The following is a 24153-nucleotide window of genomic DNA, read 5'->3' on the forward strand; positions in this document are numbered from 1 at the left end:
TCCGTATCCGAGACCGAGAGGACCGGCCAGCATGAGCACGACCGCTGTCATACCCGCGGTTCCGCTGGAACGCCCCGCCCACCGCGACGGCAACGTGCTGCGCTGGCTCGCCGCCTACACCGCGTCGATGGTCGGCGACAGCGTCTACTATCTGGCGCTCTCCTGGGCGGCGGCCCGCGTGGGAAGTCCCGCGCAGGCCGGCCTCGTGCTCGCTGTCGGCTCCGTGCCCCGGGCCCTGCTGATGCTGGGCGGGGGAGTGTTCGCCGACCGCTTCGGACCGCGCCGGGTCGTCATCGGCAGCGATGCCGCCCGGTCCGTGATCATCCTCGGGATGGCCGCCTGTCTGCTGTTCACCGGCCCCGCACTCGGGCTGCTGATCGCGACGGCGCTGGTCTTCGGCGTGGTCGACGCGCTGTTTCTGCCGGCCGTCGGCGCGTTGCCGCCGCGGATTACCACGGAGGGGCAGCTCGGCCGGGTTCAGGGGCTGCGGGGGCTTGCCGCCCGGATCGCCAACGTCACCGGTGCGCCGATCGGCGGCCTCGCGGTCGCGCTCGGCGGATCAGTGGCCGCCTTCACCGCGGCAGGCGCCCTCTTCGCGGTCTCGCTGGCGCTGCTGCTCACGGTGCGGATGTCGCCCCTGGCCGGCGGGGCGAGGAGCGAGAGCACCGCATGGCGCCGGCTCGCCGACGGGTTGCGCTACATCCGGAGCCACCGGGTGCTGGCCCCGCTGATGGTTGTCCTCGCGGTCGGCGAGCTCGGTTTCGTCGGTCCGATGAACATCGGGCTCACCCTGCTCGCCCAGCAGCGCGGCTGGGGCGCCGCCGGGATGGGCTGGATCGTCGCGGCGTTCGGAACCGGCGCCGGAGCAGCCTCGCTGCTGCTCGCGGTACGGGGACGGATACCGCGGGCCGGGCTGGTCCAGTCGTGCGCTCTGCTCGGCGGGGCGGCCTCCGCCGTCGGTCTCGCCTTCGCCCCTTCGGTCGTGCTCGCCGCCGCCGCCGGCGCCCTCATCGGGGCCCTGGCAGGGCTGAGCGGAGCGATCTGCGGGGCCTTGCTGCAGACCGTGACCGCACCCGCCTACCTGGGCCGGGTCACCTCGGTCGCCACCCTCTTCAGCCTCGGGATCGCGCCGCTCAGTTACCCGGTGACCGGTGCGGCGATCGGCGCCTGGGGCACCGGCCCGGTCTTCGTCGCCAGCGCGGCAGTCTGTGCCACGGGCGCCCTGACCGGGCTCGCCTCCCGGGTGCTGCGCCGCGTCGAACTCCCGCACTGACGGCACTGCCGCTGACCGCACCGTGCGCTCGCCGGCCACACGGTGCGACCGCACCGGCCGGCGCCGTCACATCCCGAGCTTGGCCTCGAGCGCCCTTGCCGACGCGTCCTTGTCGCCCTCCAGCTCCACCTTCGCCGCCTCCTGCCGGCCGAAGGCGAAGATGGTCAGCTCGCCCGGCTCGCCGGTGACCGTCACCACCGGGGTGCCGCGGTGCGCGACCGCGGTCTGGCCGTCCGGGCGGCGCAGCACCAGCCCCACCGGCGCCTTGCGGCCGATCAGCCTGGCCGCCTTTTCCAGCCGCTTCCACAGCGCTTCCGAGAAGACCGGGTCCAGCTCGCGCGGCGACCAGTCGGGCTGCGCCCGCCGGACGTCCTCCGCGTGCACGAAGAACTCGACCGCGTTGGCGCCCTCGTCGATCTGCTTGACCGAGAAGGGCGAGAACTTCGGCGGCCCGGTACGGATCAGCTGGATCAGTTCCTCGTAGGGCTTCGCGGCGAATTCGCCCTGGACCCGGTCGAGGCGCCCCCTGAGCGCGTCGATCATGATCCCGCCCGCCGCGTCGAGACGGCGTTCGCGCACCACCACATGGGCGGCGAGCTCGCGGGTCCGCCAGCCGTGGCAGAGGGTCGGGGCGTCGGGCCCCGCCGCTTCCAACAGATCGGCCAGGAGAAGTCGTTCGCGCTTGGCATGGGTCGACATGCCCGCCAGCGTACGACCGCGGCCTGTGTTCCGCCCAGTGGACGGCGCACTGCCGCGGCCCGTGGCCACGGCACAATGGACCCCATGAGCAGCACGCCCGGCGCCAGCAGCCTCGCCCCCGACATCACCGCCCGCCTCAAGCGCACCGCGGATGGTCTGATTCCGGCCATCGCACAACAGTTCGACACGGGTGAAGTGCTGATGCTCGGGTGGATGGACGACGAGGCCCTTCACCGCACGCTCACCACCGGCCGCTGCACCTACTGGTCGCGCAGCCGCCAGGAGTACTGGGTCAAGGGCGATACATCCGGCCATGTCCAGCACGTCAGGTCCGTGGCCCTGGACTGTGACGCCGACACGATTCTGGTGAAGGTGGATCAGGTGGGTGCGGCATGCCACACCGGGGACCGGACCTGCTTCGACGCGGACGTGCTGCTCGGATAGGTCCCGCTGTCCCGGACCCGGCCCGGCCCCGGGCGGCCCCCGGGGCCGGGCAGCGGGAACTACCTGTCCGGCCCCCTAAGCTTTCCGCCATGGACCTGGAGACCTTCCGCAAACTGGCCGCAGACCGCCGTGTCATCCCCGTCAGCCGCAGACTGCTCGCCGACGGCGACACCCCGGTGGGCCTCTACCGCAAGCTCGCGGCGGAGCGGACGGGCACCTTCCTCCTGGAGTCCGCCGAGAACGGGCGCTCCTGGTCCCGTTACTCCTTCATCGGAGTGCGCTGCGCCGCCACCCTCACCGAGCGGGCAGGGCAGACCCACTGGGACGGCGTCCCGCCGGTCGGCGTCCCCGTCGACGGTGACCCGCTGCAGGCGCTGCGCGCAACCGTCGAGGCGCTGCACACCCCGCACGACCTGTCAGCCGGGCTGCCGCCCTTCACCGGGGGAATGGTCGGCTATCTCGGATACGACATCGTGCGCCGGCTGGAGAAGATCGGCCCGGGCGAACGCGACGACCTCAAACTCCCCGAGCTGACCATGCTGCTCACATCGGACCTCGCGGTGCTGGACCACTGGGACGGTTCGGTCCTGCTGATCGCCAACGCGATCAACCACAACGACCTCGAGACCGGGGTCGACGAGGCGTACGCCGACGCCGTGGCCCGGCTCGACACCATGGAGGCCGGCCTCGCGCGCGCCACCGAGACCGCGCCGGTCGCGCTGCCGGCCTCCGAGCTGCCGGAGTACACCGCGCTGTGGGGCGGCAAGGCCTACCAGGACACCGTCGACGACATCAAGGAGCGGATCAGGGCCGGCGAGGCCTTCCAGGTCGTGCCCTCGCAGCGCTTCGAGACCCCCTGCACGGCGAGCGCACTGGACGTCTACCGGGTGCTGCGGGCCACCAACCCGTCGCCGTACATGTACCTGTTCCGGTTCGACGGCTTCGACGTCGTCGGCTCCAGCCCCGAGGCGCTGGTCAAGGTCGAGGACGGGCGGGCGATGGTCCACCCCATCGCGGGGACCAGGCACCGGGGGGCCACCCCGCGCGAGGACCAGGAACTCGCCGACGAACTGCTCGCCGACCCCAAGGAGCGCGCCGAGCATCTGATGCTGGTGGACCTCGGCCGCAACGACCTGGGCCGGGTGTGCGAACCGGGTTCCGTCGAGGTGGTGGACTTCATGTCCGTCGAGAAGTACTCCCACGTCATGCACATCGTCTCCACCGTGACCGGCCGGGTCGCCGAGGGGCGCACCGCGTTCGACGTACTCACCGCCTGTTTCCCCGCAGGCACCCTCTCCGGAGCGCCCAAGCCACGCGCCATGCAGATCATCGACGAGGTGGAGCCCTCCAGGCGCGGACTCTACGGAGGCTGCGTCGGCTATCTGGACTTCGCGGGCGACTCCGACACCGCGATCGCCATCCGTACCGCGCTGCTCCGCGACGGCACCGCGTATGTTCAGGCCGGAGCGGGTGTTGTTGCCGATTCCGATCCGGTGTCCGAGGACAACGAGTGCCGCAACAAGGCCGCCGCGGTGCTGCGGGCCGTCGGTACGGCGAACCGCCTCGCAGCGCCGTCACCGGGTAGGGGATAGTGGAGTGCGTGAGTAGCGCCGTACCCCCACCCCGATCCGAAACAGGACCGGCCGCCGCCTCCTCGGGCGGCCGCCGCAGTCTTGCCGCCGCCCTGATGCTCGGTGCGCTCGGCGCTGCGGTCGTCCTCCTCGCCTCAGGCCGGACATGGGCCGAGGGCAAGGCCGCCATCGGCGGTGGCGGCTCCCTGCCGCTCTCCGCCGACGGCGGGGATGTCACCGGTGTCCCGACCGCACTCGCGATAGTGGGCCTTGCCGCACTCGTCGCGATCTTCGCGGTACGCAGCGCGGGCCGGGTGCTGGTCGCGGCTCTGCTGGCGCTCTGCGGCGCCGGGGCCGCCGTGGCCGCCTTCATCGGTGCGCAGGACAGCAGCGCGCTGGACGAGAAGGCCGCCCGCGCGGCAGGCAACACCGCCGCCACCATCGGCTCGCTCTCCCACACGGCGTGGCCCTATGTGACCGCCGTGGGCAGCCTGCTGATCCTTTTCGCCGGCCTGCTGGCCCTGCGCTACGGCAGGCAGTGGCCGGCCATGTCCGGCCGTTACGAACGCGACGGCACCCCCCGCCAGCGGCGGGCCGCCCGCAAGGCGCCGGACCCGGAGCGGCCCGAGGAGATCTGGAAGGCGCTGGACCGCGGTGAGGACCCCACCCGCGAGGCGTGACGCTCAGCTCACCCCCCGGTTCACGCCGGGGGGCCCGGGTGCGCGACAATGTGAGTGAGCTTTTTGACTTACAGCTAACGAGGAGCAACTCATGGCGGGCACCAGCCACGGACACACCCCGGCCGCCTGGACCGGCGTCGTCATCGCCTTCATCGGCTTCTGCGTCTCGGGCGCCTTCATGGTGGTGGCGAACCCGCTCGGGTTCTGGGCCGGCCTGATCGTCGTCGCCATCGGCGGCGTCGTCGGTTACGCCATGAAGCTCGCCGGCATGGGCATGCCCAAGGAGTCCGAGGCGAGCGTGCAGGCCAGGGCGAACGCCGCTCAGGCACAGGCGCACTGAAGCGCCGTACATCCGAAGTGAGGCGCAGCCCCAGCCGGGCTGCGCCTTCCGGCGTGAACGGGGACAATCACCGAGTGGATCCATACCCAGCGCCCGCCTTCCGGCCGTCCGCACCGGCCCCCTCCCCCGAACCCCTCGTACGGCGGCTCCTCACCCCGCTCGGCACGCTGGCCGCGGTGGGTGCCGCATTCGGCTACGTGGGCGCCGTCGATCCCAACCACCCCGGGCACTATCCCGTCTGCCCGCTGTTGGCGCTCACCGGCATCTACTGCCCGGGCTGCGGCGGTCTGCGCAGCGCCCACGCCGTCGCCCACGGCGACATCGTCACCGCTTTCGGTGACAACGCGCTGGCCGTGATCGGATACGGCGTCTTCGCGCTGGTGATGGCGGTGTGGCTGATTCGCGCCGTACGCGGCCGCCCCACCCAGGTGACGCTCAGGCCCGCCCTCTGGTGGACGATCGGGGCGGTGGTCCTGGTCTTCACCGTCGTGCGGAACCTGCCCATGGGCGCCGCACTGGCTCCGTGAAAGCCCACCAGGTGGGACTCGCACCGACTGGATGCGGGGCCGCGGCCCGTATGCGGATAACATCGCCATGGCTGATCCTGATCCATCCACACCGTTCCGGAAGGGGGCCGCTCGCGTGAGTGTGCTCGACGAGATCATCGAAGGCGTGCGCGCCGACCTCGCGGAGCGGCAGGCGAGCGTCAGCCTCGACGAGCTCAAGGACCGCGCCGCGAAGGCCCCCCGGGCGAAGGACGGTGTCGCCGCCCTGCGCGGCGACAGCGTCAAGGTCATCTGCGAGGTGAAGCGCTCCAGCCCCTCGAAGGGCGCGCTGGCCGCGATCGCCGACCCCGCCGCTCTCGCCGCCGACTACGAGGCCGGCGGAGCCTCGGTCATCTCCGTGCTCACCGAGCAGCGCCGCTTCGGCGGATCCCTGGCGGATCTCGAGGCGGTCCGGGCCAAGGTCGATGTCCCCCTGCTGCGCAAGGACTTCATCGTCACCGCCTACCAGCTCTGGGAGGCGCGGGCGTACGGCGCCGACCTGGTGCTGCTGATCGTCGCGGCCCTGGAGCAGGAGGCCCTGGTCTCGCTGATCGAGCGCGCCGAGTCGATCGGGCTCACCCCGCTGGTCGAGGCGCACGACGAGGACGAGGCCGAGCGGGCCGTGGCGGCCGGCGCCCGGATCATCGGGGTCAATGCCCGCAATCTGAAGGACCTCAAGGTCGACCGCGGCACCTTCGAGCGAGTGGCTCCCGAGATCCCCGCGCACGTGGTCAAGGTCGCCGAGTCCGGCGTCCGCGGTCCGCACGACCTGATCGCCTACGCCAACTCCGGCGCGGACGCGGTCCTGGTCGGGGAGTCCTTGGTCACCGGCCGTGACCCCAAGGCGGCCGTTGCCGATCTCGTCGCGGCGGGTGCCCACCCGGCGCTGCGCCACGGACGGGGCTGACCCGGCCATGTCCATGTTCCCCGCGCTCCCGGCATCGTCCGGGCAGGGGAGCGCCCATGCCCGGCTCGCGCGTGGGTGCAAGCCCCGCGGCTGCCGTGCGCCCGCCCGGCGGGTGCACGGGCGGCGGGTGCGCTACCACATCGGCTCCGAGCCCGGCCAGATCAACGGCATGCGATGGCGTCGCTGAGCAGCTGCTCAGCGACACCCCCACCCACACGTACGACTTCCTGCGTACCCGTACACGTACCCGTGGAGATCACGCATGCCTTCAGATTTCTTCGTTCCGGACCCCGACGGCAACATTCCGAGCACCGACGGCTACTTCGGTGAGTTCGGCGGCAAATTCATCCCCGAGGCGCTGGTCGCCGCGGTGGACGAGGTCGCCGTCGAATACGACAAGGCCAAGGCCGACCCGGCCTTCGCAGCCGAGCTGGACGCGCTCATGGTCGACTACACCGGCCGGCCGAGCGCCCTCACCGAGGTCCCGCGATTCGCCGAGCACGCCGGCGGTGTGCGGATGTTCCTCAAGCGTGAGGATCTCAACCACACCGGCTCGCACAAGATCAACAACGTGCTCGGCCAGGCCCTGCTGACCAAGCGCATGGGCAAGACCCGGGTCATCGCCGAGACCGGCGCCGGCCAGCACGGCGTCGCCACGGCGACGGCCTGCGCCCTCTTCGGCCTCGAGTGCACGATCTACATGGGCGAGATCGACACCGAGCGCCAGGCGCTCAACGTGGCCAGGATGCGGATGCTCGGCGCCGAGGTCATCGCCGTGAAGTCCGGCAGCCGCACCCTCAAGGACGCCATCAACGAGGCGTTCCGTGACTGGGTCGCGAACGTGGACCGCACGCACTACCTCTTCGGTACGGTCGCCGGCCCGCACCCCTTCCCCGCCATGGTCCGCGACTTCCACCGGGTGATCGGGGTGGAGGCCCGCCGGCAGATCCTGGAGCGGACAGGCCGGCTGCCCGACGCCGTCGCCGCCTGTGTCGGCGGCGGTTCCAACGCGATCGGGCTCTTCCACGCGTTCGTCCCGGACACCGGGGTACGGCTGCTCGGCTTCGAGCCCGCCGGACACGGCATCGAGACCGGCGAACACGCGGCCACTCTCTCCGCCGGTGAGCCGGGCATTCTGCACGGCTCGCGTTCCTACGTACTGCAGGACGAGGAGGGCCAGATCACCGAGCCCTACTCGATCTCCGCGGGACTGGACTACCCGGGCATCGGCCCCGAGCACGCGTATCTGAAGGACATCGGGCGCGGTGAGTACCGCGCGATCACCGATGACCAGGCCATGCAGGCGCTGCGGCTGCTCTCCCGCACCGAGGGCATCATCCCGGCCATCGAGTCTGCGCACGCGCTGGCCGGCGCGCTGGACCTCGGCAATGAGCTGGGCAAGGACGGTCTGATCGTGGTCAATCTGTCCGGCCGCGGTGACAAGGACATGGACACGGCTGCCCGCTACTTCGGGCTGTACGGCGCGGACGCGGAGGTCACCAAGTGAGCGGGAACATCGAGCTGCTGAGTTCGGTTCTCGGCCGGGCGAAGGGGGAGGACAGGTCGGCGCTCATCGCCTATCTGCCGGCCGGATTCCCCACCGTCGACGGCGGGATCGCCGCGGTCAAGGCGGTGCTGGAGGGCGGCGCCGACATCGTGGAAGTGGGACTGCCGCACAGCGACCCGGTCCTCGACGGCCCGGTCATCCAGACCGCGGACGACATCGCGCTCAAGGGCGGGGTGAAGATCGCCGATGTGATGCGCACGGTGCGTGAGGCCCATGAGGCGACCGGTGCGCCGATCCTTGTGATGACGTACTGGAACCCCATCGACCGGTACGGCGTGGAGCGCTTCACCGCCGAGCTGGCAGAGGCGGGCGGCGCCGGGTGCATCCTGCCCGACCTCCCGGTCCAGGAGTCCGCACTGTGGCGGGAGCACGCCGACAAGCACGGTCTGGCCACCGTGTTCGTGGTCGCGCCGAGCAGCAGGAACGAGCGGCTCGCGACGATCACCGCCGCGGGGTCGGGCTTCGTGTACGCCGCCTCGCTGATGGGTGTCACCGGCACCAGGGCATCCGTGGGGGAGCAGGCCCAGGACCTGGTCTCGCGCACCCGGGCCACCACCGCACTGCCGGTCTGCGTGGGGCTGGGAGTCTCGAACGCGACGCAGGCCGCCGAGGTCGCGGGGTTCGCCGACGGAGTGATTGTCGGATCCGCCTTCGTCAAGCTGATGCTGGACGCCGCCGACGAGAGCGCGGGGCTGGCAGCCGTGCGTGACCTGGCGGGCGAGCTGGCCAGGGGCGTACGCCGAAGCTGACGCCGTCGCTCGTACGGGTGGAACCGGGGCCGGGGAGGCGCGCTTGTGCCTCCCCGGTTCGTTGCTGCGGGTGTGAGCGAGAAGAACCGAGACGCGAAGAGGGCCGCCCGAGAGCGGCTCGTCGAAGAGCGCGAGAAGCAGAAGGCACGGGACCGGCGCAGGCGCGGGCTGATCGTCGGCGCGGGCCTGGTGGGCGTCCTCGCCCTGGCCGCCGTGATCGGAGTGGTCGCGGCGAATTCCGGCAAGGACGACAGCAGCAACAGTGCGAGCACGGTCGTCGCACCCCAGGGCGCGACCGGGAAGGACAGCCTGACGATCCCGGTGGGCGCGAGTGACGCGCCGTCCACGCTCACCGTCTGGGAGGACTTCAGGTGCCCGGCCTGTGATCAGTTCGAGAACGCGTTCCGCGGCACCGTCCATGAGCTGGAGAGCACCGGCCAGATCAAGGTCGAATACCACCTGGCCACCCTGATCGACGGCAACATGGGCGGATCGGGCTCGCTCCGCGCGTCCAACGCCGCCGCCTGCGCGCAGACCGCCGGAAAGTTCCCCGCCTACCACGACGTGCTGTACGAGAACCAGCCAGAGGAGACGAACGACGGCTTCGCCAAGAACAGCCGGCTGCTCCAGCTGGCGGGCAGGGTCGGCGGGCTGAGGACCTCAGCCTTCGAATCCTGTGTGAACGGCGGGAAGCACGACGGCTGGGTGAAGAAGTCCAACGAGGCCTTCCAGAAGGGCCAGTTCAGTGGGACGCCCACGGTCCAGCTGAACGGCGAAGCCGTCTATCCCAAGAAGGGCAACGAGCAGATCTCGCCCGACAACCTGAAGAAGTGGGTCGCGGAGGCGAACAAGGGCAAGAAGGCGGGAAGCCTCCCGCCCAGCCCCACGGCCTGACACCCCCGGAGCTGCTCTCGTTACCAGGACGTTGCCGGGCGGGTTGCACTGCGCCCCGCCCGGCAATGTAGCGTCGGCCTTGCCATGAACCTTGCCTACATCCCCAGTCCGTCGACCGGCGTGGTCCATCTCGGGCCGATTCCGCTGCGCGGCTATGCGTTCTGCATCATCATCGGTGTCTTCGTCGCCGTCTGGTACGGCAACAAGCGCTGGGTCGCCCGGGGCGGCAACGCCGGTACCGTGGCCGACATCGCCGTATGGGCCGTGCCCTTCGGACTGGTCGGCGGGCGGCTCTACCACGTCATCACCGACTACGAGCTGTATTTCAGCGACGGACGGGACTGGGTCGACGCCTTCAAGATCTGGCAGGGCGGCCTGGGGATCTGGGGCGCGGTGGCGCTCGGCGCGGTCGGCGCCTGGATCGGCTGCCGCCGGCGCGGCATCCCCCTGCCTGCCTGGGCCGACACCCTGGCTCCCGGTCTCGCCTTCGCCCAGGCCATCGGGCGGTGGGGCAACTGGTTCAACCAGGAGCTGTACGGCAGGCCCACGGACGTGCCCTGGGCACTGAAGATCAGTGCGGGCACGGACCGGGTCGCCGGAACGTACCACCCGACCTTCCTGTACGAGTCTCTCTGGTGCGTCGGCGTCGGCCTGCTGGTGATCTGGGCCGACCGCCGCTTCCGCCTCGGGCACGGCCGGGCCTTCGCGCTGTACGTCGCCGCCTACTGCGTCGGGCGCGGCTGGATCGAGTACATGCGGGTCGACGACGCGCATCACATCCTCGGTCTGCGGCTCAACGACTGGACCGCGCTGATCATGTTCCTGCTCGCCGTGACGTACTTCGTCGTATCGGCCAGGCTGCGGCCGGGGCGCGAGGAGATCGTGGAACCCGCCGCTGTCACCACGTCCGGAGAGAAGGACGCCGACGCGACAGGGGACGACACCGGCAGTTCCGCTGGGGCCGCCACCGGTGACGCCGACGACGCGGACGGGAAGGAAAGCGGCGCCGGGGCGGCGAGCGACGGCACGGACGCGAAGAGCGGCGATCCTGCGGACGGCGCCGGTCCGGTGAAGTCCGAGGACGCCGAAGAGGCCGGGGCCCACAAGAGCTGAGCGCACCGCACCCGACGGCGAGGGCCGCAGGACCGTGATCGGTCCTGCGGCCCTCGCCCTGTGTCCGGCCCCAGCGGTTCCGCGGCCCGCGGCGGGCTGATGTCAGCGGCCGCCCCGCCGGGACAGCTCCAGCGTGCGCCGGGCGCCCGCCACCACAGCGGCATCCACGAAACGCCCGTCCGCGAGCGCCAGCGCACCCGCGTCGCCGGCCGCCGCCAGCACGATGTCCTCCGCCGCGCTGACCTCCTCCCGGCTCGGCAGATAGGCCTGCTCGATCACCGGCAGCTGGGCCGGGTGAATAGCCGCGCGCCCCAGGAATCCGAGTGCCCGGCCCCTGGCGCAGGACGCGGCAAGGCCGTCCAGATCCCGCACATCGGGGAAGACCGACTGCGCGGGCGGGGCCAGACCCGCCGCCCGCGCGGCGATCACCGCACGGCTGCGCGGCCAGGCGAGACCCGCCTCGTCCAGCACACCCAGATCGGCGCGGAGGTCCGCCTCGCCGAGGGCCAGGCCGCATACCGTCGGGGTCGCCGTGGCGATCTCGTAGGCGCGCTCCACCCCCAGCGCCGACTCCAGTATCGGGAAGAGCGGCAGATCCGCCCGCCCGCCGGCCGCGGCCCAGCCGGCGACCCCGCGCACCTCGGCGGCGCCGCCGGCCTTGGGCAGCCGCAGCCCGGCCAGACCGGGCAGGGCCGCGAGCGCGCGGACATCGTCCTGGGCGAGGGGCCCGTCCAGTGCGTTGATCCGCACATGCACCGGGGAGGGCCCGGGAACGGGGTCGGAGAGGAGTTCGGCAGTGGCCTCACGGGCGTATGCCTTGCGGTCGGGGGCGACCGCGTCCTCCAGGTCGACCAGTACCACATCGGCGCCGCTGTGCAGCGCCTTCGCGACCACCTCCGGCCGGTCACCCGGCACATACAGCCAGGTCAGTACCGTGTTCACCGGACCGTCCCGGACTCACGGAGAGCGGCGATGTCCGAGGTGTCCAGGCCGAGCCCGGAAAGCACCTCATCGGTGTCGGCGCCGTGCGGCCGGCCCGCCCATCGGATGGCGCCGGGCGTCCCGGAGAGCCGGAACAGCACGTTCTGCATCCGGACGGTGCCCAGTTCCTCGTCCGGCACCTCGGCGAAGGTGCCCAGCGCGCGGTACTGCGGATCCTCCATCGCGTCGGCGATGTCGTAGACCGGGGCGATGGCGGCCTGCGCTTCCTCGAAGGCCGCCATCACCTCCGCCCTGTCGTGCCGGGCGATCCATCCGCTGACCGCCTCGTCCAGCTCGTCGGCGTGCCGGGCGCGCTGCGCACCGGAGGCGAACCACGGCTCATCGATGACGTCGGGGCGTCCCACCAGCCGCATCACCCGCTCCGCGATCGACTGGGCGGACGTCGACACGGCGACCCACTTGCCGTCGCGTGTGCGGTAGGTGTTCCGCGGGGCGTTGTTGTTGGAGCGGTTGCCGGTGCGCGGCTGCACATAGCCGAGCTGGTCGTACCAGATGGCCTGCGGCCCGAGCACCGCGAGCATCGGCTCGATGATCGCCATGTCGACGATCTGCCCCTGCCCGGTCCTGTCCCGGCCGGTGAGCGCGGCCATCACGGCGTACGCGGTGGCGAGCGCGGCGACCGAGTCGGCCAGTCCGAAGGGCGGCAGGGTGGGCGGGCCGTCGGGCTCGCCGGTCATCGCCGCGAAGCCGCTCATGGCCTCGGCGAGGGTGCCGAATCCCGGACGTCGCGCATAGGGACCGAACTGGCCGAAGCCCGTCACCCTGGCCAGCACCAGTCGCGGGTTCGCCTCGGACAGCCGGTCCCAGCCCAGACCCCACTTCTCCAGGGTGCCGGGACGGAAGTTCTCGATGATCACATCGGCATCGGCGGCGAGCCGGAGCAGCACATCACGGCCACCGGGTGTGGACAGATCGAGCGTGATGGTGCGCTTGTTCCTGCCCAGCAGCTTCCACCACAGACCGATCCCGTCCTTGCTCGGGCCGTGGCCGCGCGAGGGGTCGGGCCGGTCCGGGTGCTCGACCTTGACGACATCGGCGCCGAAGTCGCCGAGCAGGGTGGCGGCCAGCGGGCCCGCGAAGAGCGTGGCGAGATCGAGCACCCGCATCCCCTCGAGGGGAGCCGGCGCCCGGCTGCCTGCCGGGATGTCCTTCGGTTCGTCGTCAGTCATCGGGTGTTCCTCACGTACAGTGCGTCGATCTCGGTTCGATGGGGCATGGAGGCACCGGCTCCGGGACGCTGCACACTCAGCGCGGAGGCGGCCGACGCCCAGGCCATCGCCTCCAGGACCGGCCGCCCCTCGCCGACGGCGACAGCCAGGGCCCCGACGAAGGTGTCCCCCGCCGCGGTGGTGTCCACCGCCCGCACCGGCAGTGCGGGCACGGTCACCGGGCCGGTGCCACGGGCCGCGTGCAGACTCCCCGCCGCACCCAGGGTGACGACGACCTCGGGAACCAGGTCGAGCAGCGCGGTGGCCGCACGGTGCGGGTCCCCGCAGCCGGTGAGCGCCGCGGCCTCGTGCTCGTTGGGCACCAACAGGTCGGTGAGCGACAGGAGTTCATCGGGCAGCTGCTGCGCGGGGGCGGGTGTCAGGACGGTACGCACACCGTTCGCGCGGGCCGAACGGGCGCCCGCGAGCACTCCGGACATGGGCAGTTCGAGCTGGAGCAGCAGTGCTCCGGACGCGCCGATCCTGGCCTCGTCGCCGTCCGCGAGGGCGGTGACCGTGCCATTGGCGCCGGGGACCACCACGATCGCGTTGCCGCCCTCGTCGTCGACCACGATGTGCGCGGTGCCGCTCGGGCCCTGCACGGTCCGCAACCCGGAGATCTCCACACCGGATTCGGCCAGCGCGGTGCGCAGCCGGTCTCCGAAACCGTCGTCGCCTACGGCGCCGATCATGGTGACCCTGCCACCCGCCCGGGCCGCGGCCACCGCCTGGTTGGCACCCTTGCCGCCGGGAACCGTACGGAACTCCCGTCCCGTCACGGTCTCCCCGCGCCGGGGCGCCGTGGCGACGTACGCCACCAGATCCATGTTGGTGGAGCCCAGCACGGTCAGCGTGGCGGCTGATGGTTCCCCGCTCATGTCCTCGCGTCCCCTCCGCCGGCGTGGCGCAGGGTGCGCTCGGCCAGCTCGTCGAAACCGATACCGTCCAGACCACCGACCGTGGTGGCCAGCCGATTCCTCAACGGCTTCGTCCAGCGCTCGGGTACGGCCTGCGGGCCGCCCGCGAGGAGACCCGCCACGCTGCCTGCCGTCGCACCGTTGGAGTCGGTGTCCCAGCCGCCGGACACCGCACGGCAGATGGACCCGGTGAAGTCGCCGTCCGCATGGGTCAGCGCCGCGGCCAGCAGCGCCGCGTTCGGCAGCACATGCACCCAGTGGTGGTCCCCGTACGCCGTGTGCAACTCGTCCACCACCGACTCGAACCCCCCGGCGGTGCCCAGCGGTTCCGCGACAGCCCGCTCGATACCGAACCGCACGGCGGCCGCGAAGCGGGAGCGGGGCGGTACGACGCGCAGACCGGCCCGCAGCGCGCCGTGCACGTCGCACTGCCCGCCCGCGGCGGCCGCGATCACCGCAGCGGCGAACATCTCGCCGTACACACCGTTCGCCGTATGGGTGAGGACCGCGTCCCGCCAGGCGGCGGACGCGGCCCTTGCCGGATCGCCCGGGTTGGTCCAGCCAAAGATGTCCGCCCTGATCTGCGCGCCGATCCACTCGCGGAACGGATTGCGGTACACCGCACTGTCCGGTGGCTCGATCCCGCAGAGCAGATTGCGGTACGCGGCCCGCTCGGCCGTGAAGGTACGCCCGGCCGGCAGCTCGTCCAGCCAGAGCTGCGCCACATCGGCGGTGGTGAAGCCGGGGCCGTAGCGGTCGAGCAGCAACAGACCGAGCAGCGGGTAGTTGAGGTCGTCGTCCTCGGGCGCGCCGTCGATGTTCTCGGCGAGCGAAGTGGGACGCGAGCGGCGGTTCCACGGATGTGCGGCGGCGATCTCCGGATCGAGACCTGACGCGGTGAACCAGTTGTCCAGAGGCCAGTTGCCGGTGGAGCGGGCGATGGCCCTGATGCCGCTCAGGGTGAGCTTCTCGACCGGCTTGCCGAGCACGCAGCCGGCTGCGCGGCCCAGCCAGGACGCCTCCAGACGGCTGCGCAGCGCCTCCTGGCCGGCGGCGGCCCGGTGGACCGGCGCGGGCCAGTCGGCGCACCGGGAGCGGATGTCGTCGAGCCCGGTGGGCTCGTCCGCGGCCAGCGGGGACGCTACGGCGGCCAGTTCGTCCAGGATTTCTCCAGCGATGCGACGCAGCTCGGGGTCGGCGGGCCCGGGCGACGCACCGGCCCGCCCGGGGGCCGGATGGCCTCCGGCGGCCGTCCAGCGGCGCTCCGCCTCCGTCGTGTCACGCCCGTCCTGCGCGGCCTGGCGCAGTTCGTGGCCCACCAGATCCTCGGGCTGCACCCAGGTCAGCCGCAGCGGGCCGCCCGCACCGGGGGCCGTCATCGGGCACCCGCGATGGCACCGAAGAACTCCTCGTGCTCGCGGCGGCGTTCCAGGTCGCGTGCGAACACCTCGCGGGTGACGGTGGCGAGGGCGGTGGCCGGCGCGTGCAGATCGAGACGGCTGGCGGTGGCCACGTCCGCCGCCCACTCGGTCGGTACCGCGTCCTCGCCGTGCAGCGCACCGATGATCGCGCCGCTCATGGTCGCGATGGAGTCGCAGTCGCGGCCGTAGTTGACCGAGCCGAGCACGCTCTCACGGAAGTCGCCGCGGCCCGCCAGCAGCATGCCGAGCGCCACCGGCAGCTCCTCGATGGAGTGCAGTCGCGAGGGCCGCCGGGCGCCGAGCGAGGGCTTGCGGTACTCGGGGCCCACCGTGTCGAACGGGGCCACCGCTTCACGCAGCGGCTTCAGGGCCGACTCGAATCCCTCGTGCCGCGCGGCGACTTCGCAGACCGCCTCTATCGCGTCCCGGGTGCCGTCCTTCGCCAGCGCCAGCGCATCCGCCACGACGGAGCCGGGGGTCGCACCCGGCTTGCAGGCCGCGGCGACCGCCGCGGCGAAGACCGCCGCCGCCTCCCGTCCGTAACTGGACTGGTGGGCACCGGCGATGTCGAGAGCCTCGGCGTAGGCGTTCGCCGGGCTGCCCGCGTTGACCAGGCCGACCGGCGCCATGTACATCGCCGCACCGCAGTTCACGATGTTGCCGACACCCGCCTCACGCGGATCGATGTGCCCGTAGTGCAGCCGCGCGACGATCCATTTCTCGGCCAGGAAAATCCGCTGCAACGGCAGTGCCTCGGCCTCGAGTTCGGGAATCCAGCGGGGTGTTCCCATCAGGTCCGGCACCAGATGATCGGCCACCGCGTAGGCGTCCAGGTGGTCGCGCACCGTTTCGTACACGCGGATCAGCGCGTGCGTCATCAAGGTGTCGTCGGTGACATGGCCGTCGCCCTTGTGGTACGGCGCGATCGGGCGGGCGGTCCGCCACGCGTCCTTGTAGAAGGGCTCCACGATGCCCTGGACCCGGCCACCGTGCCGCTCGCTGATCGCCTCGGGCGTCCAGCCCTCCACCGGGCCGCCCAGGGCGTCCCCGACTGCCGCGCCGATCAGGGCGCCGGTGGTGCGGTCCTCCAGGGAGTGGTTGGGGACGGTCATGATCGGGTTCCTTCCGGCGAAGCTGGCAGACGAACGGAGAGATGTGAGGAGAGCTCGGCGGCGACCTCGACGAGGTCGGTGCCGGCGAGTTGGGGCAGGGCGCAGCCGACCAGAGTGCGGCAGCTGTCCCGCCAGGTGGCCGGCAGCGCACCGGCCCCCGACACCGCGCCGGTGAGGGCGCCCGCCAGGGCAGGCGCGGAGTCGGCGACCCGCGAGAGGCAGGCGGCGGCGGGCACCGCTTCGGCCAGGGAGCCACCGGCCGCGAGAGCCATCGCCAGCGCGACGGGGACCGTCTCGGCCGCGGCGATCCCGTAGCTGTAGACATGGTCGACGATCTCGTGTTCCAGCACCGGGACCAGCTCGAACGCGCTGCCCGGCTGACCCGGTCTGGCAGCCGTCGCGGTGCGCGCCAGCGCCACCGCGTGCACGGCGTTGCGCCGGATCTCGCTGCCCTCCGGGAGCTGGGCCAGCGCCTCGTCCACACAGCTCTCCACTGACCCGCCGCCGAGAGCCGCGGAGACCGCCGCCGCCATCGCGCGGGCGCCGTGCACCCCGTCGCCGTCCTGGGTGTACCGGGCGTCGAACTCGGCGAGATCCGCGGCCGCCGCCGGATCCCCGGGGTGGACCACCGCGAGCACGGTGGCGCGCACACAGGCGGCGTCGTCGAAGTGATGCGGATTGTCATGACCGGTTGCCGGCGGGCGCAGTCCGGCCGCCAGATTGCCCAGACCGGCGCGCACCGAGATCCGGGCCCGCAGGGGCATCAGCGCCGACTCGATCTCGTCCACCTGCGCGGAGGCCGCGGCCACCTCGTCGGCGAGCGCGTTCCAGGCCAGCGCCAGCGCCGAGCGCACCCGCTGCTGCGGTGAGAGATCGCTGTGACCCGACGAGGCGGCGGAAAGCACCGCCTGTGCGGTGAACGTCGCCCACTCGGCGTCGTCCGAAGGGCCCAGCTGGAGCGGTGCGGGAGGCTGGTTGAGAGCGATCGGCACCGGAAGGGTGGTGGTCGCGTTCTGTTCGGCGAAGGTGTCCAGCTCACGGGTGAGCCTGCGGGTCCAGTTGGGCAGCAGGGCGGCGCGGTGCCGCCCGGCCGGCCAGCCCGCGGCGTCGCCCGCCGCGATTCCCAGCAGCAGCCCCTCGACGCGGCGGCAGGGGTCGGACTCCGGGCGCCCGGTGGTGGAATGGGTCAGTTGTGTCGTCACGACGCGGCCTTCCTGTTGTCGTCCCGCGGAATGAGCCGGTCGGCGATATCGAGGATGTGGAGCCCGGCCATCGCGGGCAGGCAGCTGCCGCGCACCGGGCCGATGGCGTCGGCCCAGTGGGCCGGAATGCCCGACTCACCGCCCAGCGCCCCGGCGAGCGAGCCCGCGACGGCAGCCGTGGTGTCGGCGTCGCGGCCCATGTTGACGGCGCTCAGCACGGACGCCGAGAAGTCCCCGCGGGCGGCGATGAACGCGCCGAATGCCAGACCGACGGCCTCCGGTGCCAGATCGGTCCACGGGTAGCCGCCGATCACCACGGCGGAACGCACCGCGCGCTCGACGGGCAGCGGGGAGCCGTCGGGCGCCGGCACCGCACGCCGGGCCGCGCTCACCGCGCGGTGCAGCGAACGTGCGGTCCAGGAGTCATCGGGCACCACCGACAGCGCGGCCTGCACCACCGCGTCGGGACTGTCGCTCACCATGGCGGCCGCGACTCCCGCGGCGACGGCCTGCCCCCCGTAGATGCCCTCGCCGTCATGACTGACCGTGCCGTCGACGGCGACCAGCCTTGCGGCTTCCGCCGGCCGCCCCGTGGCGTACACCCCGAAGGGTGCGGCCCGCATGGCGAGACCGTCGCTCCAGGCGTGCCGGTGCTGGGCGGAGATGGGCGCGGCGAGGCCTCGTCTGAGGTTCTCCAGGGTGCCGCGCTCGCTGAAGCCCGCACCGCGGAAGGGGCCTTCGTCGCGGTCCGCGATCCACAGGTGCCAGGCCGCCTCGACATGCGCGACGGTGAGTGCGGAACCGTGCTCGGCCAGCAGCAGCCCCGAGAAGATCGCGTACTCGGTGTCGTCGGTCCCGGCCGGCTCGGCCGAGACGAACCCCTCGATACGCCCCCAGCGTTCGCGGATCTGAGACGGTTTCATGTTCTCCGCGGGGGCGCCCAGCGCATCGCCAACGGCGAGGCCGAGCAGTGCGCCGCGGGCACGGTCCCGCAGCGAACGCGGGACGTCGGCCCGCTCGGACCGGAGCCGGGTCACCGGCTGTCCGTCTGCTTCGGGGGAGGGTTCGGGGCTGCCGCTCATGGTGCTGATCGTGCTCATTTCTGGGGTTGTGCCGGGGCTCGTACGGGGCGCGTCAGCGCTGGTACCGGTCGAGGACGCGCTGACCGTCGCCGGCGAGCTTGCCGCGCAGCGAATCCGGACCGATCGAGCCGTTGTAGTACTCCTGGAAGGCCGGGGTGGCGATCTTGTCCTTCCACTCGGCGTAGCCGCGCACCCCGAGAACGGGGGAGGGGACCAGGTCGCCGGAGATCCTGTTGCCGGTGCGCCAGCCGTTTTTGGTGGTGTTGAGTGCCGGGTCCTTGAGTGCCGAAGTGCTGTTGGGAAGCAGCCAGTCGCCGAGGGCGAGGCGCGCCGCGTTCCTGCCCTGGGTGAGGAAGGAGATGAAGTCGGCCGCCGCCTGTTTGTGCTTCGAGTCCTGCGAGACCGAGAGGGTCTGCGGGACGACGCCCTGCTGCCGTCCCTCTGGGCCGCTGCCCGCCGGCATCGGCAGCACCGTCCAGCCGAAGCCCTTGGGCGCCTGCTGCTGGACCTGCTGCCGGTAGGAGAAGTTCAGCGGCACCATGGCGTACTTGCCGGCGAAGAAGCCGGGCAGGGTGTCACCGCCGCCCATGCCCAGGCTGCTCTTCGGCGCGGTGTGGTCCTGATTGATCTGACGGTTGATCACCCGCGAGACCGCCGAGTCCGCCGCGCCGAAACTCACTTTGTTCTTGCCGTCCACCCGCGCGAAGACGGCGCCGCCGGTGGAGACGGCGCTGTTGACCGACTGGCTCACCGGCTCCTTCATCGACCAGGCCACGCCGTACTGCCCGGTCTTTCCGCCCGGGCCCCGCACGGTGAGCTTCTTCGAGGCCTGCTCGAACTCCGCCCAGCTCCACGGGTGGGCGGCTGTCGGGATGCGCACGCCGGACGCCTTCAGCAGCTTGGTGTTGGCGACCAGCACCCGCGGCTCCTGGAGGAACGGCACGCCGTAGACGCCCTTGCCGAAGGTGGTCATGGACCAGGACTGCCGAGGGATGTCCTGCTTCAGCGACCGGGGCAGCCTGCCCCGCAGATCGGCGAGGTAGCCGCCGTACGCGAAGTCGGTGAGGTCGGAGGCGTCGTCATGGATGATGTCCGGCGCCCGGCCGCCCTCGAACGACGTCAGCAGCTGGTCGTGAATACCGTCCCAGCTGCCCTGGACGTATTTCACCCGGACATCGGGGTGGGCCCTGTTCCACTCCGCGACCAGTGCCTTGTTGGCGGCGACGGAGTCCTTCTGCCAGGCCAGGCTGAGGAATTCGAGGGTGACATGGCCCGAGGAGTCGTCACTTCCGCCGCCGCAACCGGTGACGAAGGTGAGTGCGGCGGCCGCGCCCAGCGCGGGCAGAGCGGTACGGACACGGGTACGGATGCGCATCAGCCCTTCACCGCCCCTGCGAGCATGCCGCCGACGAGCCTGCGCTGCAGCAGCGCGAAGAACAGCAGGCTGGGAATCGTGGCGATGACGGAGGCCGCCGCGAGCGGACCGAGATCCGCTGCGCCCTCCGCACCGGTGAATCGGGTGAGGATCACGGACATCGTCTGGTTCTCCGGGGACTTGAGCAGGACGAGGGCGAAGAAGAACTCGTTCCACGCGGTGACGAAGGTGAACATCGCCGTGGCCACGAGACCGGGGGTGAGCAGCGGGAGGACCACGCTCACCAGCGTCCGCAGCCGCCCGGCGCCGTCGACGGCCGCGGCCTCCTCCAGCGTGATCGGCACGGCCTTGACGTATCCCTGGAGCATCCAGAGCGAGAACGGCAGGTTCCAGACCACGTAGACCGCGACCAGGCCCGCGAGGGAGTCGATCAGATGGAGGTTCTTCAGCACCAGGAACAGCGGGATGATGATCAGCACGAACGGGAACATCTGGCTGAACAGAACCCAGCCGTTGGCGGCCCGCGACATCCTGCTGCGGAAGCGCACCAGGGCGTAGGCGGCGGGGACGGCGAGCGCGACCGCGATCACCGTGGCGCTGCCCGACACGATCAGGCTGTTCAGCGCGGAGTGCAGCAGCGGCTGGGCGTCGAACGCCGCCCTGAAATTGTCCAGCGTCGGATGCCGGGGCAGCCACGTCGGATCGATGGAACCGAGCTCCCTGGGCGACTTGAACGCGGTGGAGACCAGCCACACCAGCGGGAAGGCCAGGAAGACCAGGTAGCACAGGAGGGCGAGGTACTGGCCGGTGCGGCCGGCCGTCCGCCGGGCGCGCAGGCTTGTGGGGACACTCATGCCGTCTCCTCCTTCAGCTTCTTGCGCAGGAACAGGGTGAGGAAGACGGCGACGACGGCGACCATCACCAGGCCCATGGCGGCGGCGTAGCCGAACTGGCCGTATTTGAAGGCCTCTTCGTAGGCGAAGAGGCTCGGGAGCCGGGTCCTGCCGCCGGGGCCGCCCTGCGTCAGCACATAGACCAGGCCGAACGAGTTGAAGTTCCAGATGAAGTTCAGTGCGGTCACGGCGACCACCACCGGCTTGAGCGCCGGCCAGGTGACGGTGGTGAAGCGGCGCCACATTCCGGCGCCGTCGAGGTTCGCGGCCTCCTTCAGCTCGACCGGAACGTTCTGCAGTCCGGCCAGAAGTACCACGGTGGTCTGCGGCATGCCCGCCCACACGCCGACCACGATGACGGCCGGAAGTGCGACCGAGAGACTGGTGAGCCAGTCGATGTTCTGGTGGATCAGATGCAGCTGCGTCAGCGTCTTGTTGAGGATGCCCGCGTCCGGGTGGTAGACGAGGCGCCACATGATGCCGACCACGACCTCGGGCATCGCCCAGGGGACGAGCGCCAGAGTGCGGGCCAGCCAGCGGAAGCGCAGGTTCTCGTTGAGCAGCAGGGCCAGACCGAGCGCCAGCAGGAACTGCAGCCCGGTGACGCAGACAGCCCAGATGATGCCGATCCTGAACGACTCCCAGAACAGCGAGTCGTGCCAGATGTCGGTGAAGTTGGCGATACCGGTGAACTGCGTGGGTGATGTGCGCCCGGCCTGCGAGTCGGTGAACGCGAGCGAGAGACCGTACAGCAGGGGCCCCACGCTGAGCACCAGGACCGGGATCAGTGCGGGGGCCAGCAGGAACCATGCGCCCCGGTCCAGGCCCAGGGCGCGTTTGCGCTGCTCGGGGGAGCGGGGCGGCGGGGTGCCGCGGTGGCCCGGGGCCTCATTGCCCCGGGTTGCGGTGAGACTCATACGGACCTCGGCTTCTCCAGGTCGGTCGCCGGCGCGGTCGAGGCGCGTACGACGAGGCGGGGTATGGCGGTGGTGTGCTGGGGCGCCCGGGGTGCGGGCCCCGTCCCGAGCCGGGCGAGCAGCATCTCGGCCGCCGTTCTGCCGCGCTCGGTCGAACCGAGATCAACGCTGGTGAGCGGCGGCCAGGCGGCCTGGGCGAAGCTGCTGTCGTCCATCCCCGCGACGGCGATGTCCCCGGGGATCCGCAGACCCCGGGAGTGCAGCGTCCTGACGGCACCGACCGCCAGCACGTCGTTGGCGCAGAAGAGCGCGTCCGGCCCGGCGCCGAGCAACTGCTCAGCGGCCGTGGCACCGGCCTCGGTGGAGAACTCCGTGTTCACCACGAGCGCCTCGTCGTAGGGCAGACCCAGACCGGCGAGTGCCGTGCGGTAGCCGGTCGCGCGGTTGCGCCCGGGCACCGTGTCGAGCGGTCCGTTGACGAAGGCGATCCGGCGCCTTCCGGTGTCGTACAGGTGCCGCACGGCGAGGGCGACGCCCCGCACCGAGTCGGTGCGGACGCTGTCGACCGGTACGGACTCCGGTACCGAACCGATGATGACGACGGGGGCCGCCGCCGTGCTCAGCGCCTGGGCATAGGCGTCGGTGACGCGGATGGGGCAGAGGATCAGCCCGTCGCTCGTGCGGTCGCTGAGGCTGCGGATCACGGCGAGCTCGTCGTCGACGACCGCATCGGTGGAATGCAGCAGAAGCCGGTATCCGGCGGCCCTGGTGACGGCCTGGATCCCGCGGACCATCGCGACGTACACCGGGTTGCCGATGTCCTCCATCGCGAAGGTCAGCTGCCGGGTCCTGCCGCCCTTGAGGGACCGGGCGACCGCATTGGGTACGTAGCCCAGCTCCGCGACCGCCTGTTCGACCTTCTGCACGGTCGCCGGACGCGCGCTCATCCCGTTGAGCACCCGGGAGACGGATGCGATGGAGACCCCTGCATGTTCGGCGATCGACACGATGGTCGGTGGCCCGTTCTGCGACATGACTGCCCCTGAGCGTCCGGTGATGTGCAAGGCGGCTACGGCTGTAAAGGTTTTCAGAAACTGGAAACGTTTACAGATGTTGCGTACATGTTTCTCGGACGTCAATGAGCACGCCGTGTGATGCATCTCTCGAAGAAGTTTCCGAAGGATCGGATTGAGGCTGGTCCGGCCCGGTCCCGACCTTGGTAAGTACGGCCTTCCTTGCTGGCGGGAGGCCTTTTTCGTGCGTACTTTCGAAGCTGTTGGTGAGCTGGCAGAGGGGCGGGACAGATGTCCATCATCGAGAACGAGGCGACGCTGCACGAGGCGCATCGCGACAACCACACGCATCGCGACGTCAACGGCGGCTGGCTGCGCCCGGCGGTCTTCGGGGCGATGGACGGACTGGTCTCCAACCTCGCCCTGATGACCGGGGTGGCGGGCGGTGACGTCACCCACCGCACCATCGTGATCACCGGACTCGCGGGACTGGCGGCCGGTGCGTTCTCGATGGCCGCGGGGGAGTACACGTCGGTGGCCTCACAGCGCGAGCTGGTCGAGGCCGAGCTGGACGTGGAGCGGCGGGAGCTGCGCAAGCACCCGATGGACGAGATGCAGGAACTGGCCGCGCTCTACGTGTCCCGGGGTGTCGAACCCGACCTCGCGGCCGCCGTGGCCGAGCAGCTCTCCAGGGACCCGGAGCAGGCCCTGGAGATCCACGCGAGGGAGGAGCTGGGCATCGACCCGGACGACCTGCCGTCGCCAATGGTCGCCGCGGTGTCGTCCTTCGGCGCCTTCGCGTTGGGCGCCCTGCTGCCCGTGCTTCCCTATCTGCTCGGCGCCGGCACTCTCTGGCCCGCCCTGCTGCTCGCGCTGGTCGGGCTCTTCGGCTGTGGCGCCGTGGTGGCGAGGGTCACTGCACGCTCCTGGTGGTACAGCGGGCTCAGGCAGCTGACACTGGGAGGAGCGGCCGCCGGAATCACGTACGCGCTGGGCGCACTGTTCGGCACCGCCCTGGGGTGAGACACTATGCAGAGTGCGACATAGTCAATCATCGGCAGCCGTTGGTTACCCAGCGGTTTCGACCAGGTGTCCCCCGGGCATAAGGCGGAGGCGCCGTAGGCAATGACGCCCACTCCGCTTCGGGTCGACGGGTAGCGGTCCGGCCCTCGTGATGTCACTTCACCGCAGACCGGTGTCCGCATGTTGGAATGATTCATCCGCTTTTC

25 protein-coding genes are annotated in these 24153 nt (G+C 71.3%); 13 read left to right on the forward strand and 12 right to left on the reverse strand.

Going from position 1 to position 24153, the window contains the following annotated elements; translation table 11 throughout:
* Positions 1–31 precede the first annotated feature (31 nt).
* Positions 32–1273 carry an MFS transporter gene (locus OHS16_RS23970; RefSeq protein WP_328539304.1) on the forward strand — a complete coding sequence of 414 codons (1242 nt, stop codon included), beginning with the start codon at positions 32–34 and terminating at the stop codon, positions 1271–1273.
* 66 nt (positions 1274–1339) lie between these two features.
* Here OHS16_RS23970 and OHS16_RS23975 read toward each other — a convergent pair whose 3' ends face one another.
* Positions 1340–1972 carry a TIGR03085 family metal-binding protein gene (locus OHS16_RS23975; RefSeq protein ID WP_328539305.1) on the reverse strand — a complete coding sequence of 211 codons (633 nt, stop codon included), beginning with the start codon at positions 1970–1972 and terminating at the stop codon, positions 1340–1342.
* A gap of 84 nt (positions 1973–2056) precedes the next feature.
* On the opposite strand from OHS16_RS23975, the gene hisI reads away from it, so the two are divergent.
* The 11 genes from hisI to lgt all read left to right on the forward strand — a co-directional run bounded on the left by hisI (position 2057) and on the right by lgt (position 10782).
* Positions 2057–2416 carry a phosphoribosyl-AMP cyclohydrolase gene (gene hisI, locus OHS16_RS23980; RefSeq protein WP_328539306.1) on the forward strand — a complete coding sequence of 120 codons (360 nt, stop codon included), beginning with the start codon at positions 2057–2059 and terminating at the stop codon, positions 2414–2416.
* 89 nt (positions 2417–2505) lie between these two features.
* Positions 2506–4008 carry an anthranilate synthase component I gene (locus OHS16_RS23985; RefSeq protein ID WP_328539307.1) on the forward strand — a complete coding sequence of 501 codons (1503 nt, stop codon included), beginning with the start codon at positions 2506–2508 and terminating at the stop codon, positions 4006–4008.
* A complete protein-coding gene (locus OHS16_RS23990; protein WP_328539308.1) occupies positions 4008–4667 on the forward strand; it encodes a TIGR02234 family membrane protein in 660 nt (219 codons plus the stop codon). Before OHS16_RS23985 ends, OHS16_RS23990 begins: the two co-directional genes overlap by 1 nt.
* Positions 4668–4758: 91 nt before the next feature.
* Entirely contained in the window at positions 4759–5007 is a 249-nt protein-coding gene (locus OHS16_RS23995) for an HGxxPAAW family protein (RefSeq protein WP_328539309.1), read from the forward strand.
* Positions 5008–5081: 74 nt separating this feature from the next.
* Positions 5082–5534: a DUF2752 domain-containing protein gene (locus OHS16_RS24000; protein ID WP_328539310.1), complete on the forward strand. Its 453-nt coding sequence runs from the start codon at positions 5082–5084 to the stop codon at positions 5532–5534.
* A gap of 115 nt (positions 5535–5649) precedes the next feature.
* Positions 5650–6459: an indole-3-glycerol phosphate synthase TrpC gene (trpC, locus tag OHS16_RS24005; protein WP_328539311.1), complete on the forward strand. Its 810-nt coding sequence runs from the start codon at positions 5650–5652 to the stop codon at positions 6457–6459.
* Positions 6460–6466: 7 nt separating this feature from the next.
* Positions 6467–6646, forward strand: coding sequence for a tryptophan biosynthesis modulator TrpM (trpM, locus tag OHS16_RS24010; RefSeq protein WP_328539312.1), 180 nt, complete (start codon positions 6467–6469; stop codon positions 6644–6646).
* 75 nt (positions 6647–6721) lie between these two features.
* The gene (gene trpB, locus OHS16_RS24015) at positions 6722–7966 is read left to right on the forward strand and encodes a tryptophan synthase subunit beta (protein ID WP_328539313.1); all 1245 of its coding nucleotides are present in this window, start codon (positions 6722–6724) and stop codon (positions 7964–7966) included.
* Positions 7963–8775 carry a tryptophan synthase subunit alpha gene (trpA, locus tag OHS16_RS24020; protein WP_328539314.1) on the forward strand — a complete coding sequence of 271 codons (813 nt, stop codon included), beginning with the start codon at positions 7963–7965 and terminating at the stop codon, positions 8773–8775. The genes trpB and trpA overlap by 4 nt, the downstream gene beginning before the upstream one ends.
* Before the next feature lie 72 nt (positions 8776–8847).
* Complete coding sequence (locus OHS16_RS24025) at positions 8848–9669, forward strand: DsbA family protein (protein ID WP_328539315.1); 822 nt, start codon at positions 8848–8850, stop codon at positions 9667–9669.
* A gap of 84 nt (positions 9670–9753) precedes the next feature.
* Complete coding sequence (lgt, locus tag OHS16_RS24030) at positions 9754–10782, forward strand: prolipoprotein diacylglyceryl transferase (RefSeq protein WP_328539316.1); 1029 nt, start codon at positions 9754–9756, stop codon at positions 10780–10782.
* A 102-nt stretch (positions 10783–10884) separates the two neighbouring features.
* Here lgt and OHS16_RS24035 read toward each other — a convergent pair whose 3' ends face one another.
* From OHS16_RS24035 to OHS16_RS24085, 11 genes are read right to left on the reverse strand one after another with little or no spacing between them, the layout of a single operon-like run.
* The gene (locus tag OHS16_RS24035; RefSeq protein ID WP_328539317.1) at positions 10885–11724 is read right to left on the reverse strand and encodes an HpcH/HpaI aldolase/citrate lyase family protein; all 840 of its coding nucleotides are present in this window, start codon (positions 11722–11724) and stop codon (positions 10885–10887) included.
* Positions 11721–12953, reverse strand: coding sequence for a CaiB/BaiF CoA transferase family protein (locus tag OHS16_RS24040; protein WP_328539318.1), 1233 nt, complete (start codon positions 12951–12953; stop codon positions 11721–11723). The genes OHS16_RS24035 and OHS16_RS24040 overlap by 4 nt, the downstream gene beginning before the upstream one ends.
* Positions 12950–13870 carry a ribokinase gene (rbsK, locus tag OHS16_RS24045; RefSeq protein WP_328539319.1) on the reverse strand — a complete coding sequence of 307 codons (921 nt, stop codon included), beginning with the start codon at positions 13868–13870 and terminating at the stop codon, positions 12950–12952. Before rbsK ends, OHS16_RS24040 begins: the two co-directional genes overlap by 4 nt.
* Complete coding sequence (locus OHS16_RS24050) at positions 13867–15288, reverse strand: ADP-ribosylglycohydrolase family protein (RefSeq protein ID WP_328539320.1); 1422 nt, start codon at positions 15286–15288, stop codon at positions 13867–13869. Before OHS16_RS24050 ends, rbsK begins: the two co-directional genes overlap by 4 nt.
* Positions 15285–16442: an ADP-ribosylglycohydrolase family protein gene (locus tag OHS16_RS24055; RefSeq protein ID WP_328539321.1), complete on the reverse strand. Its 1158-nt coding sequence runs from the start codon at positions 16440–16442 to the stop codon at positions 15285–15287. The genes OHS16_RS24050 and OHS16_RS24055 overlap by 4 nt, the downstream gene beginning before the upstream one ends.
* A complete protein-coding gene (locus tag OHS16_RS24060) occupies positions 16439–17644 on the reverse strand; it encodes an ADP-ribosylglycohydrolase family protein (protein WP_328539322.1) in 1206 nt (401 codons plus the stop codon). Before OHS16_RS24060 ends, OHS16_RS24055 begins: the two co-directional genes overlap by 4 nt.
* On the reverse strand, positions 17641–18744 hold the full coding sequence (locus OHS16_RS24065; protein WP_443042686.1) for an ADP-ribosylglycohydrolase family protein: 1104 nt from the start codon (positions 18742–18744) through the stop codon (positions 17641–17643). Before OHS16_RS24065 ends, OHS16_RS24060 begins: the two co-directional genes overlap by 4 nt.
* A 34-nt stretch (positions 18745–18778) precedes the next feature.
* The gene (locus OHS16_RS24070; RefSeq protein ID WP_328539323.1) at positions 18779–20101 is read right to left on the reverse strand and encodes an ABC transporter substrate-binding protein; all 1323 of its coding nucleotides are present in this window, start codon (positions 20099–20101) and stop codon (positions 18779–18781) included.
* Complete coding sequence (locus tag OHS16_RS24075) at positions 20101–20955, reverse strand: carbohydrate ABC transporter permease (protein WP_328539324.1); 855 nt, start codon at positions 20953–20955, stop codon at positions 20101–20103. The genes OHS16_RS24070 and OHS16_RS24075 overlap by 1 nt, the downstream gene beginning before the upstream one ends.
* Positions 20952–21911 (reverse strand): carbohydrate ABC transporter permease, encoded by a 960-nt coding sequence (locus OHS16_RS24080; RefSeq protein WP_328539325.1) that lies wholly within the window; start codon positions 21909–21911, stop codon positions 20952–20954. The genes OHS16_RS24075 and OHS16_RS24080 overlap by 4 nt, the downstream gene beginning before the upstream one ends.
* Positions 21908–22945 (reverse strand): LacI family DNA-binding transcriptional regulator, encoded by a 1038-nt coding sequence (locus tag OHS16_RS24085; RefSeq protein WP_328539326.1) that lies wholly within the window; start codon positions 22943–22945, stop codon positions 21908–21910. The genes OHS16_RS24080 and OHS16_RS24085 overlap by 4 nt, the downstream gene beginning before the upstream one ends.
* 270 nt (positions 22946–23215) lie before the next feature.
* Between OHS16_RS24085 and OHS16_RS24090 the strand changes: the two genes are divergently transcribed.
* Positions 23216–23947, forward strand: coding sequence for a VIT1/CCC1 transporter family protein (locus tag OHS16_RS24090; protein ID WP_328539327.1), 732 nt, complete (start codon positions 23216–23218; stop codon positions 23945–23947).
* Positions 23948–24153: the final 206 nt, after the last annotated feature.

Source organism: Streptomyces sp. NBC_00344 (assembly GCF_036088315.1).
Classification (GTDB): Bacteria; Actinomycetota; Actinomycetes; order Streptomycetales; family Streptomycetaceae; genus Streptomyces.